12 protein-coding genes are annotated in these 11,952 nt (G+C 32.4%); 2 read left to right on the top strand and 10 right to left on the bottom strand.

Annotated features, from left to right (window positions below; all coding sequences use genetic code 11):
• Positions 1–5 precede the first annotated feature (5 nt).
• From D6T69_RS04555 to D6T69_RS04510, 10 genes are all read right to left on the bottom strand, one after another.
• Complete coding sequence (locus D6T69_RS04555; protein ID WP_047790308.1) at positions 6–581, bottom strand: DUF4255 domain-containing protein; 576 nt, start codon at positions 579–581, stop codon at positions 6–8.
• A 282-nt stretch (positions 582–863) separates the two neighbouring features.
• Entirely contained in the window at positions 864–1,757 is an 894-nt protein-coding gene (gldA, locus tag D6T69_RS04550) for a gliding motility-associated ABC transporter ATP-binding subunit GldA (RefSeq protein WP_125066655.1), read from the bottom strand.
• Positions 1,758–1,813: 56 nt separating this feature from the next.
• Positions 1,814–2,299: a dihydrofolate reductase gene (locus D6T69_RS04545; protein WP_125066654.1), complete on the bottom strand. Its 486-nt coding sequence runs from the start codon at positions 2,297–2,299 to the stop codon at positions 1,814–1,816.
• Positions 2,300–2,317: 18 nt separating this feature from the next.
• The gene (locus D6T69_RS04540; RefSeq protein ID WP_047790311.1) at positions 2,318–2,503 is read right to left on the bottom strand and encodes a hypothetical protein; all 186 of its coding nucleotides are present in this window, start codon (positions 2,501–2,503) and stop codon (positions 2,318–2,320) included.
• A gap of 64 nt (positions 2,504–2,567) precedes the next feature.
• Positions 2,568–3,392, bottom strand: coding sequence for a thymidylate synthase (locus D6T69_RS04535; protein WP_125066653.1), 825 nt, complete (start codon positions 3,390–3,392; stop codon positions 2,568–2,570).
• 114 nt (positions 3,393–3,506) lie between these two features.
• Positions 3,507–3,689, bottom strand: a complete 183-nt coding sequence (locus tag D6T69_RS04530; protein ID WP_099215628.1) for a hypothetical protein — start codon at positions 3,687–3,689, stop codon at positions 3,507–3,509.
• 106 nt (positions 3,690–3,795) lie between these two features.
• On the bottom strand, positions 3,796–5,541 hold the full coding sequence (locus D6T69_RS04525) for a NupC/NupG family nucleoside CNT transporter (RefSeq protein ID WP_125066652.1): 1,746 nt from the start codon (positions 5,539–5,541) through the stop codon (positions 3,796–3,798).
• A gap of 15 nt (positions 5,542–5,556) precedes the next feature.
• Positions 5,557–6,168, bottom strand: coding sequence for a bifunctional nuclease family protein (locus D6T69_RS04520; protein ID WP_125066651.1), 612 nt, complete (start codon positions 6,166–6,168; stop codon positions 5,557–5,559).
• Between the two features lie 148 nt (positions 6,169–6,316).
• The gene (locus D6T69_RS04515; RefSeq protein WP_125066650.1) at positions 6,317–7,270 is read right to left on the bottom strand and encodes an electron transfer flavoprotein subunit alpha/FixB family protein; all 954 of its coding nucleotides are present in this window, start codon (positions 7,268–7,270) and stop codon (positions 6,317–6,319) included.
• A gap of 101 nt (positions 7,271–7,371) precedes the next feature.
• Complete coding sequence (locus tag D6T69_RS04510) at positions 7,372–8,112, bottom strand: electron transfer flavoprotein subunit beta/FixA family protein (protein WP_125066649.1); 741 nt, start codon at positions 8,110–8,112, stop codon at positions 7,372–7,374.
• Positions 8,113–8,325: 213 nt separating this feature from the next.
• On the opposite strand from D6T69_RS04510, the gene D6T69_RS04505 reads away from it, so the two are divergent.
• Together D6T69_RS04505 and D6T69_RS04500 are read left to right on the top strand one after the other, a co-directional pair.
• Positions 8,326–9,306: a pyruvate dehydrogenase complex E1 component subunit beta gene (locus D6T69_RS04505; RefSeq protein WP_125066648.1), complete on the top strand. Its 981-nt coding sequence runs from the start codon at positions 8,326–8,328 to the stop codon at positions 9,304–9,306.
• A 77-nt stretch (positions 9,307–9,383) separates the two neighbouring features.
• Complete coding sequence (locus tag D6T69_RS04500; RefSeq protein WP_125066647.1) at positions 9,384–11,912, top strand: DUF5686 family protein; 2,529 nt, start codon at positions 9,384–9,386, stop codon at positions 11,910–11,912.
• Positions 11,913–11,952: the final 40 nt, after the last annotated feature.

Raw genomic sequence — 11,952 nt, 5'->3', positions numbered from 1 at the left:
ATCATTTAATTTTTAATTATTGATTGTTGTTCAATACCTGAGACTACTGTTCCTTCATTAGTTACAACATCCCTTTCTATTTCTAGTAATGTTATTTTGTAAAGTACAGATGGGTACTGCTTACCTCCTAAGGTTCCCCATATATAATTTAACTCTTCAAAAGAAGGTGTATATAGTTGGGTAATAAACTTAAACGTCTTTAGGTCTCCTAATCCATCTATACCTTCAAAGTTGGTGTTTTGATGTGTGAATACTTTTTTCCCCTGGAAAAAGGCTAATATTTTTGTTAAACTCTTTAAAGATTCAGCATAACTGGATTTATCTACACTGAATAAAACATAAAGGTTTAAATATACTTTTGGATTTCTGTAACTAACTGTAGTTCCTTCTACACGATTGTTAGAAGTATTTTTTAGCGCAAATTCTTCTTGTGTATTGATTAATGTTAACGAAATATCTGGAGTGTTTGCTGGGGAATTTCCATCTCCGTCCGCCATAGCTATATTTGATAGGTCTACAGCTTTTTCGTCGAAATAATCATTTAGTTCTTCGGTAATGATTTGTAATATTTCAAAAATCATTTTAATAGTAAGTTTGGTTAGTTTTGCTTGTAGATTGAAGGGTTAGCAATCAGACATTGTAAAATTAATCGCTCTTACCAAGAGTAACCGCAATGAAAAACTCTTTTAAAAAAGTAGTTTCTCCTAAATATTTTCTAATAGAATTACAGGTAGTAAAAAGGGGAAAATCACCCTTACTTTTTTAAATAGTAAGGCTTAAACTTTAGAGATACCAAGTAAGTAAAACAAAAAACTCCTTACATAATGTATGCAAGGAGTCTTTCTTTTTAGGTTGTTATTTTTCTATTGAGTTAACTCTCTAAATAAACTTTCTAAGTTTTTATTTTCGGTATTTAATCCTAGAATTTTTAACCCGTTTTCTTGTGCAAAGTCAAAAATTACTGGACGCATATCTTCTTTTGAATTAAAAACAAGTATCCAGTTATTTTCTAAAGTGTTTTTATACGATACTATATTAGGTAAGCGTTTTATAAACTGTTCTTCTAATTTATAATCAAACGTTACTTTAATTACTTGTTCATTATCTGTTTTAAGTTCTGAAATAGGTTTGTTAATTACTATTTCTCCTTTATTAATAATTATAACTCTGTCACACATTGCTTCTACTTCTTGCATAATGTGTGTAGATAGTAGTACTGTTTTATCTTTTCCTAGTTCTTTAATTAATTGACGTATTTCAACTAATTGATTTGGGTCTAATCCTGTTGTTGGTTCATCTAGAATCAACACTTCTGGGTCATGTAATATAGCCGCTGCTAAACCAACTCTTTGGCGATATCCTTTAGATAGTTGATTAATTTTCTTGTGTGCTTCAATCGTTAACCCTACTTTTTCAATAGTCTCATTAACCTTAGAGTTTTCTATGTTGTGTAGAGATGCTTGAAACTGTAAATACTCTCGTACATACATATCTAAATACAACGGGTTATGCTCTGGTAAATAACCTATCTTTTTTTGTGCTTCAATAGGATTTGATATTACATCAATTCCACTTACCAATACAGTTCCTTCTGAAGGTTGAATAAACCCTGTTAAGATTTTCATTGTTGTAGATTTCCCAGCTCCATTGGGGCCTAAAAAACCAACTATTTCTCCTTTTTTTGCTGAAAAGGAAATATTATTTACTGCTTTTTGTGTTCCGTAAGTTTTTGATATTTCAGTAAGTTGTATTGACATTTTGAGTTTTCTGAGTATAAGGATGAAATTCTAAAACAAGTTTAGGATAACAAAAGTTAACGCTTCTCATAAGAAACGAAGCTATAGTCATATTTATTTTTTTCATCAGCTTTAAAATCTTCCCTTGCTACTTCTTTCCATATTTCCATATTTATTTCAGGGAAAAAAGCATCTGCTTCGAATTCGTGATGCAAAAGAGTTATATCTAACCTATCAACTAAATTTTGTTCTAAAGCATCCTTATAAATTTGCGCTCCACCTATAATAAATGCATCTTTTCCTTCAGTCAACTCTATAGCTTGCTCAATACTATTAGCCATTAAACAGCCATCAACAAAGTAGTTATTGTTTCGAGTAATTATTATGGATGTACGATTAGGCAAAGGTTTTCCAATACTTTCAAAAGTATTTCGTCCCATTAAAATAGGATGTCCTGTAGTAACTTTTTTAAAGCGTTTTAAATCGGCAGGTAAGTGCCAAATTAAGTCATTATCTTTCCCTAAAGCATTGTTTTTTGCAATTGCAGCTATGAGTGTGATCATAAGTTTAGTTTGTGTGGCTTACATATTTTTCACCCATTCTTTAATATATCCTGTAAGATCTCTTTTTTCTGTTGTAGCCTCTTCAAAAGTTTCATTTTTCATGTTATCAACTAACGTGTGGATTGCTTTTAACACATTTTCATCATTAATTTCGGCTATTTTATCGTAGAGATCTTCTTTTAAAACATCAACATCTATATTCATTTTTATAACTTTTTTAGTGATTTCTTACAAAGCTACTAAACAATATATATAAAATAAAGTTAAATTAGACTGCCACAACTCCTTTTATGTGAGGATGCGGATCATAACCAACCAATTCAAAATCTTCAAAAGTAAAATCTTCAATATTTTTTATAGCTGGATTAATTTTCATTTTAGGAAGAGGTTTTGGTTCACGTGATAGTTGCAACTCTAATTGCTCCATATGATTATTATATATATGAGCATCACCAAATGTGTGAATAAATTCTCCTGCTTCGTAACCACAAACTTGTGCTACCATCATTGTAAATAAAGCATACGATGCAATATTAAAAGGAACTCCTAAAAATATATCTGCACTACGTTGGTACAATTGACATGAAAGTTTCCCATCTGCTACATAAAATTGAAAAAATGCATGACATGGAGGAAGTGCTGCTTTCCCATTTGCTACATTTTCAGCAAATGACTTTGAAGTATCTGGTAACACAGAAGGATTCCATGCAGACACTAACATTCTACGGCTGTTTGGATTACTTTTTAAGGTTTCAATTACTTCTTTTAACTGATCTATTTCATCACTATTCCAGTTACGCCACTGATGTCCATACACTGGGCCTAAATCACCATTTTCATCAGCCCATTCATTCCATATACGTACACCATTTTCTTGCAAATACTTAATATTTGTATCACCTTTTATAAACCATAATAATTCATAAATAATCGATTTTAGGTGTAACTTCTTAGTTGTTACCATAGGAAACCCTTTACTTAAATCAAATCGCATTTGATACCCAAAAACACTTTTTGTTCCTGTTCCTGTTCTATCTCCTTTCTCGTTTCCGTTTTCTAAAACGTGTTTTACTAAATCGTGATACTGCTTCATCCTTCTACTTTTAATCGTTAAAATTCTTGAACTGTTTAACAACGTAAAAATAAAAAAGCATCTACAAAAAATGTAAATGCTTTTAAAATTATATTAATAAGTTATCAACTATAACTATGCCCAAACGCAAGTTCCATTACTTTGGCAGTAACCATAGTCACAAAACTCTTGACCATTTGCAAACCTAGTACAACATAAACGAGGTCCTTTGCAGTAGGTATAGCCTCCTCCGTTAATTTGGTTTTGTTCGCTTCTTGATAACGTTTTAATTCCTTTTAAACTTTTCAGTTTTTTCATGATAGATTTAATTTTGGGGGTTAATATTGGTATAAATATATCAAAAAAAGTAAACAAACAAAACTATCACTCTAAAAAACAATAGATTACAAAAGAATTAAGTTTTTTATCCTATAATCATTCCTGCTATGGTTGCTGACATTAACGAAGCAATTGTACCTCCAATTAAAGCTTTCATTCCAAACTCAGATAAGTTTTTACGTTGACCTGGAGCTAATGAACCAATTCCCCCTATTTGAATTCCAATAGAAGCAAAATTGGCAAAACCACACAACATATAAGTAGCCATAATTACCGACTTATTATAGGTTAAATGAGTAGCGCTTGCTGCATTTTTTAAATCAGCCAACTGGATATATCCTACAAACTCACTTGCAGCCAATTTAATACCTAATAGCTGTCCCATTAATGCCATATCTTCTTTAGCAACTCCAATTAACCACATTAAAGGCGCAAAAGCATATCCTAAAATAAATTCTAATGACAATGCTTCATAAGGTGTAGTTCCTTCAATTAATTTATTCAAAGAGGTAAACTTCCAATCAAAGTATTCAATCCCATCAAAACCTCCTATACTTCCTAAAATACCGTTTATCATGGCTATAAACGCAATAAACACTAATAACATGGCTGCAACATTCATTGCCAATTGTAAACCTTCTGTTGTTCCATTAGCTATAGCATCTAAAATATTTGAGCCAATTTTTTCTGATGAAACTTGTACATCTGTATTTACTTCTTCTGTTTGTGGGTATAATATCTTAGAAATAATAATAGCTCCCGGTGCTGCCATTACAGATGCTGCTAATAAGTGTTTTGCATATAATAAGCGTAATGCTTCGTCATCTCCTCCTAAAAATCCAATATAAGCAGCTAAAACAGCTCCTGCTACGGTTGCCATTCCTCCTATCATTACTAACAAGATTTCAGAACGGTTCATTTTTTCTAAGTATGCCTTAATTAATAAAGGTGCTTCTGTTTGACCTAAGAAAATATTTCCTGCTACTGATAAACTTTCAGCTCCTGATATTTTTAAAAACTTAGATAATAACCAAGCTAACCCTTTTACTACTTTTTGAATTAACCCTAGATAAAACAACACTGATGTTAATGCCGAGAAAAATATAATGGTAGGTAGTACTTGGAAAGCAAAGATGAATCCAAAAGAATCCATATCAGCAACTAAACCGCTAAATAAAAACTCACTTCCTGCTCTTGTAAAGTCTAACACACTTACAAACAAGCCTCCTACTAGCTCAAATGTTTTTTGTACAAAAGGAACTTTTAAGACCCCAATTGCTATTAACAACTGAAAAGCCAATCCTAATCCTACTGTTTTCCAATCAATACCTCTTCGGTTTGCACTAAATAAAAAAGCAATAATTAGTAATGTTATCATCCCTAAAGCCCCTCTCCACAAACTTTGCATCGAAAAACCTTGGCTTGGAATTATTTCACTTGTGCCTTCTACCTCTTTTTCAGTTTCTTGAGCTAAAACTACTTTTGGCTCTGCCGTAAAATTATAAAGTATATTTTTTTCTGAAAGTGTTAATACTTCATCTGTCAATTCAACCACGTTATAATAACGAACTGTGTCGTTGGGTTGTTTGTAGTTAAAAATTAATAAGTTATTCTGATGAATATAGTTTCCTGAAGCTTGTAAACTATCTTTTTCTACTAAAGAGTATGTAAAGTTTCCTTCTGATAAGGTAAAAATATCTGTAGGATCTATAGAAACAATTGAATCTCCTTCTGTTGTTGTAATTGATGAGAAATTCCACTTTTTTTCAATGCTTTGGCTAAAAGTTATCATCGTAACGCAAAGCATTATGAAAGTAAATAGTTTCTTCATTTTTAATATTTTAAATTAAGAACGTTTGCTGATTTCATCACGAATCTTAGCTGCCAATTCGTAGTTTTCATTGGTTACAGCATCGTTAAGTTGTTCGTGTAATTCTTTAAGTGATAAGTGTGAGTAACTGCCTTCTCCTTCTTCCTCTTCTATTGAAAATTCAATTTCATCTTCGTCCGAATCTAGGTCTTCTTCAATTGTTAACTCTTCATCCATTTTTAGATAAATACCTGCTTTATCTAAAATGTTTTCATACGTAAAAATTGGTGCTTCAAATCGAACTGCCAATGCTATCGCATCTGATGTTCTTGTATCAATAACCTCTTCTACCCCTTCTCGTTCACAAATTAAGCTTGAATAAAATACACCATCAACTAGTTTGTGTATAATTACTTGCTTAACAGTAATAGAGAATCGATCAGAAAACGTTTTAAATAAATCGTGAGTAAGTGGTCTTGGCGGACGGATTTCTTTTTCTAAGGCTATAGCTATTGATTGTGCCTCAAACGCTCCTATGATTATAGGAAGTGTTCTAGTTCCTTCCATTTCACTCAGCACTAAAGCATATGCCCCACTTTGTGTTTGGCTATACGAAATCCCTTTTATAGTTAGTTTAATTAAACTCATGTACAATCAATCATCATAAAATACAAAAAAACTGTCTAAATTTAGGCCTTTTGCTTAAAATTTTAGACAGCCTTCTAAAGTGGGCACAATTTACTAAAAATTATGAGTTGAACTCTAATTTCTAGAAAAAGAAAAAATTACCACTATTTTATGCTTGTTTAAAAGCTTTTAATTTTTCTACTAACTGAGGTACAACTTCAAAAGCATCACCAACAATACCATAATCAGCAGCTTTGAAAAAAGGAGCTTCTGGGTCTGTGTTGATAACTACTTTTACTTTAGATGCATTAATTCCTGCTAAATGTTGAATTGCACCAGAAATACCGATAGCTATGTATAAGTTTGAAGCCACTGGCTTACCAGTTTGACCAACGTGTTCACTATGAGGACGCCATCCTAAATCAGATACAGGCTTAGAACATGCAGTTGCAGCACCTAAAACATCGGCTAACTCTTCAACCATTCCCCAGTTTTCAGGTCCTTTTAAACCTCTACCTGCAGAAACAACAATATCAGCATCAGCAATAGTAACTTTACCAGTTGCTCTATTAATATTTTCAGATTTAACTCCTAATTCAGGTAATGTAGCATCAAAATTCTCAGCAGAACCACTTACTGAATTTTCATGTGCTCCGTAAGAATTTTTAGCAACTCCTATTACTTTTTTCTCAGTTGAGATTTCAGTATTATTGAATCCTTTATTTGAGAATGCTTTTCTCTTGACAACAAAAGGACTAGTGCTACTTGGTAATGCTACCGCATTTGAAGCATATCCAGCTTCTAAACCTACAGCAACTAATGGAGCTAAAGTTAACCCATCAACACTAGAATCGATAATTACCGTGTTAGCGCCTTTTGCTTCTGCTACTTGTTTAATAATTGAAGCATATGCTTTAGCATTGAATGAAGATAAGTCATTCTTTACCTCTACTACTTTCTCTGCTCCGTAAGTATATAATTCAGAAGCATCACCTCCATTAATAGTTAATACTACTAAGTCGCTTCCTAATTGTTCTGCTACTTTTTTTCCGTATGAAACAACTTCAAAAGCTGTTTTTTTGAATTTTCCTTCCGATGAATCGGCAAAAACTAATACAGACATATTTATTTATTTTTTAGTCGTTAGTGGTCAGTTTTTAATCATTAAGCACTAACAAGTATTTTTATTCTTTCTTTTAAACTCTATTAAAACAGTTCAACTGATTAAATTACTTTTGCTTCGTTATGTAATAAATCAATTAAATCATCAACATTATCAACTAACTTAACCGCTCCTTTTGGTGCTGGTTTTTCAAAGTTTTGAGTTGCTGTTGCTCCTGTTGCTCCTGTTGGCTCTACCACGTTTAATGGTTTTTTACGTGCCATCATAATACCTCTCATATTAGGAATACGTAAATCTTTTTCTTCCACGATTCCTTTTTGACCTGCTATCACCATTGGTAAAGTAGAAGACACTTTTTCTTCACCTCCATCAATCTCTCTATTCAAAGTAACATTTGTTCCGTCTACCTCTACACCAACACATCCATTAACAAAGTTAAAATCTAACAAAGAAGCTAACATTCCAGGAACCATTTGTCCGTTATAGTCAGCAGATTCTTTTCCTGCTAACACTAAATCATATCCTCCATTTTTAACAACTTCAGCTAATTCTTTAGCAACCATAAATCCATCCGTTGGCTCTGCATTTACACGAATTGCATCATCTGCACCAATGGCCAAAGCTTTACGTAAAGTAGGTTCAGTAGAAGCTCCTCCAACATTCACTACTGTTACACTTGCCCCTTGTTTTTCTTTAAACCACATAGCACGAGTTAAACTAAACTCATCGTATGGATTTATAACATATTGAACCCCGTTAGTATCAAACTTTGTATCGTTATCAGTAAAGTTGATTTTTGAAGTAGTATCAGGTACATGACTGATACAAACTAATATTTTCATATATCGTTGTTTTAAAGAAACTTAATTTTGTGCGACGAAGTTAAGGATTTTTTTTAATTTACTATGCGTGCATAATAAATTTTTTCCTCAACATTAATCAGCCTCAAAATTAAGGTATTATTATCACATAATCATTTGTTGGTTTTAAAGCTACAATATTACCCCTATTTTTATTATTTTTGCACTCTTGATAAACAACTACTTATAAAACGTATGAAAACAGTACAATTTAGAGAAGCCGTTTGCGAAGCAATGAGCGAGGAAATGCGTAGAGATGAAAGCATTTACTTGATTGGAGAAGAAGTTGCCGAGTATAATGGTGCATATAAAGCCAGTAAAGGAATGTTAGACGAGTTTGGTGCCAAACGCGTTATTGATGCTCCTATTGCTGAATTAGGCTTTGGTGGTATTGCTGTAGGATCAGCAATGAACGGTAACCGTCCTATTGTTGAGTATATGACTTTCAATTTCTCTTTAGTAGGAATTGACCAAATCATTAACAATGCTGCGAAAATCCGTCAAATGAGTGGTGGACAGTTTAACTGCCCTATTGTTTTCCGTGGCCCTACTGCTTCTGCAGGTCAATTAGCTGCAACACACTCACAAGCTTTTGAAAGCTGGTATGCTAACTGTCCTGGATTAAAAGTAATTGTTCCTTCTAATCCATACGACGCAAAAGGTTTATTAAAAGCTGCTATTCGTGATGACGATCCTGTAATTTTTATGGAATCCGAGCAAATGTATGGTGACAAAATGGAAATTCCTGAAGGGGAATATATCATTCCTATTGGAGTTGCCGATATTAAAAGAGAAGGTTCAGATGTAACTGTAGTATCTTTTGGTAAGATCATTAAAGAGGCATACAAAGCTGCAGACGAATTAGCTAAAGAAGGGATTTCAGTTGAAATTATTGATTTACGTACGGTTCGCCCAATGGATCATAAAACGATTTTAGAATCTGTAAAGAAAACTAACAGATTAGTAATATTAGAAGAAGCATGGCCGTTTGGAAGTGTTTCATCAGAAATTACTTTTAGAGTACAAGATGAGGCATTTGATTACTTAGATGCTCCTATAAAAAGAATTACCACTGCTGATGCTCCTGCACCGTATTCTCCAGTACTACTGGAAGAATGGCTGCCAAATGCAAGTGATGTTGTATCTGCTGTAAAAGAGGTAATGTACCGCAAATAATTGAAGAAAAAAGAAATTGAAAAATAAATTAAAAATCCTTTTGACTCACGTCAAAAGGATTTTGTAGTAAAAAAATAATGAAACATCTTCTTAGCTTACTATTACTACTAACTACCAATATTTTAAGCGCACAATTAACAATACAGGGTAAAGTAGTTGACGAGTTTGACACTCCAATGCCTTTTGTTAATGTCATCCTAAAAAATACCACACACGGAACCACTACTGATGATAATGGTAAATTTTATTTAAAAACAAATAAGTACAGAGGTACACTTGAAATATCTTTTGTAGGGTTCCAAACCCAAACCATTAAAGTTAGTCAAAAAACTAAATTTTTAAGCGTTGTTTTAAAAGAGGAAAGTAATGAGTTAGAAGAAGTCGTTATTGTGACTAAACCTAAAAAAAGGTTAAAGAAAAAAGAAAACCCTGCTTATAGAATTCTGAAAGAAATTTGGAAACGCAAACGAAAAAATGGGCTCGATTTAGTTGACCATTATCAATACAAAAAAAACACATCCATAGAAATAGGGTTAAACAACTTAGACACATTATTCTTGAAAAAAATATTTAAAAAAGAATATAAACAGGCCCTTCAAGAAATAAATTATGATAGCGACGGAATAAACTATTACATTCCTATTTACTTAAATGAACAAGTTGCTAATGTATATGGAGACAATAAAAACGACAATATTAGAGAAGATATAGAAGCAGAAAAATCTGAAGGTTTAAGTGCTCAAGGTTTTATTTTTGATAGAATGGCTAATACTTTTCAAAATGTTGATGTATTTAAAAACAACATCAATTTACTTCAAAAGCCTTTTATCAGTCCTTTATCTACTGATGGTTTTTCTACATATGACTATGTTCTTTACGATAGTATTGTAAACAACAATAAAAAACTTTACAATATTTATTTCTTTCCTAGAAGAGATGGTGATTTAGCTTTTCAAGGAAATTTTTGGGTAGCTGACAAAAACTTCTCAATCAAAAAACTAAAAATGAAAGTCCACAAAAGCATCAACCTAAACTTTGTAAGAGGGCTTACTTTTGAAAAAGAATTTGAAGTTAGAAACGACAGTATTTACATCCCTACTAAAAATGCTTATGAAGGTGACTTTACTTTTATTGACAAAAATGAAAGTAATAAAGGTTTAACAATTAAAAAGAATATTACTTTTAAAAACTACGTTCTTAACAAAGCCTTTCCAAAAAACTTTTACGAACAAGCTATTGAAAAGATTAGACCTGACCAATACGAAAAGGAAGAATCGTATTGGGAAGCTGTTCAAACTAACGAAAGCAAAAACACATATAAGTTAATTGAAAGTGTTAAAGAGAAAAAACAAATAAAAAATCTAACAGGACTAATTAACACTGTAGCTAGCGGATACATAAACACAAATCTAGGTGTACAAATAGGACCATTATGGACTGCTTTCGCAAACAACCAAGTTGAAGGGTTTAGAACTAAGATGGGGTTCCGAACTTTCATAACCAAAGACGATCGTTTTCGTTTAGGCGGTCATGTTGCCTACGGATTTAAAGACAAACGAGTAAAGTATGGTGCTGAAGCGCGCTACCTACTATCTTACAAACCTAGAATTGCTGTTGGAGTTGCATATCAAAAAGATATTGAACAATTAGGTAGTACCCTATTAAACACAACACAACTTTTAGGAAGAAGCTTCGGTACTGCCGCTTTATTTTCAAGAGGAGATAATTTCTTTTTATCTGATATTGAAAAAATAGCCACAAATTTTGATTATCAGATTCAACAAAACTTACATATAGGATTTAATTTTTCCCATTCAAAAATAGCTTCTGCTTCTGAGAGAAATTTCTCTATGAATTATATTGATGAGAACGGAAATATGCAATCACAAGTTACAGATGTAGCTTCCGATATTTATGTTTCGTTCACCCCAGGAAGGTTTGTATACGGGTTAGGTGTAGAAAGACGCTTTGGCCGAAATGTATTCCCTACTTTTGTATTAAACTACCGAAAAGGCTATAAAGGACCTTTTAATGGAACTCACAGTTACGATAAAATCCAATTTAAATATAGCCAACCTATTTTACTAAGTAAATTTGGAACTTTAGACGCTAGTATTGAAGCAGGAAAAACATTTGGTACTGTCCCTGTTGCTTTATTAAGTCCAATCCCTGCCAATCAAACATTTTCATTAGTAAAAGATACTTTTGCCTTACTAAATTACTACGATTTTGTTACTGATGAATATTTAGCTGGGCACTTTGAACACCACTTTAATGGTTATATTCTAAATAGGATTCCACTATTAAAAAAGTTAAAATTAAGAAGTTTGGTTTCTTTCAGAGCTGCCTATGGTAATATCTCTCAAGAAAATAGAGCTATAAACGATGGTTTAACCAATAGTAGTGGAGCTTATAATATTAACTATAACGCACCTAATAAACTGTATTATGAATACAGTGTTGGATTAGAAAATATTGGATATGGTAACCTACGTTTTTTAAGGATTGATGCTATCTGGAGAAGCAATTATACACCTCCAACAGGCTCGGTTGTTGCCCCAACACCTAAGTTCGCAATCCGTATAGGTATTAAACCTGGCTTATAATCACACATTTAACCATAAATTACCTTTATTTTTTCTTTAA

Origin of the sequence: Tenacibaculum singaporense (genome assembly GCF_003867015.1) — a bacterium.
GTDB classification, from domain to species: Bacteria; Bacteroidota; Bacteroidia; order Flavobacteriales; family Flavobacteriaceae; genus Polaribacter; species Polaribacter singaporensis.
The sequence above is the reverse complement of the archived record's forward strand: the minus strand, read 5'-3'. Positions and strand labels throughout refer to the sequence as shown.

Bases quoted from the DNA above. Each gene is read 5' to 3' on its own strand.
- D6T69_RS04555 (WP_047790308.1), bottom strand. From the start codon at position 581: ATGATTTTTGAAATATTACAAATCATTACCGAAGAACTAAATGATTAT.
- gldA (WP_125066655.1), bottom strand. From the start codon at position 1,757: ATGTCAATACAACTTACTGAAATATCAAAAACTTACGGAACACAAAAA.
- D6T69_RS04545 (WP_125066654.1), bottom strand. From the start codon at position 2,299: ATGATCACACTCATAGCTGCAATTGCAAAAAACAATGCTTTAGGGAAA.
- D6T69_RS04540 (WP_047790311.1), bottom strand. From the start codon at position 2,503: ATGAATATAGATGTTGATGTTTTAAAAGAAGATCTCTACGATAAAATA.
- D6T69_RS04535 (WP_125066653.1), bottom strand. From the start codon at position 3,392: ATGAAGCAGTATCACGATTTAGTAAAACACGTTTTAGAAAACGGAAAC.
- D6T69_RS04530 (WP_099215628.1), bottom strand. From the start codon at position 3,689: ATGAAAAAACTGAAAAGTTTAAAAGGAATTAAAACGTTATCAAGAAGC.
- D6T69_RS04525 (WP_125066652.1), bottom strand. From the start codon at position 5,541: ATGAAGAAACTATTTACTTTCATAATGCTTTGCGTTACGATGATAACT.
- D6T69_RS04520 (WP_125066651.1), bottom strand. From the start codon at position 6,168: ATGAGTTTAATTAAACTAACTATAAAAGGGATTTCGTATAGCCAAACA.
- D6T69_RS04515 (WP_125066650.1), bottom strand. From the start codon at position 7,270: ATGTCTGTATTAGTTTTTGCCGATTCATCGGAAGGAAAATTCAAAAAA.
- D6T69_RS04510 (WP_125066649.1), bottom strand. From the start codon at position 8,112: ATGAAAATATTAGTTTGTATCAGTCATGTACCTGATACTACTTCAAAA.
- D6T69_RS04505 (WP_125066648.1), top strand. From the start codon at position 8,326: ATGAAAACAGTACAATTTAGAGAAGCCGTTTGCGAAGCAATGAGCGAG.
- D6T69_RS04500 (WP_125066647.1), top strand. From the start codon at position 9,384: ATGAAACATCTTCTTAGCTTACTATTACTACTAACTACCAATATTTTA.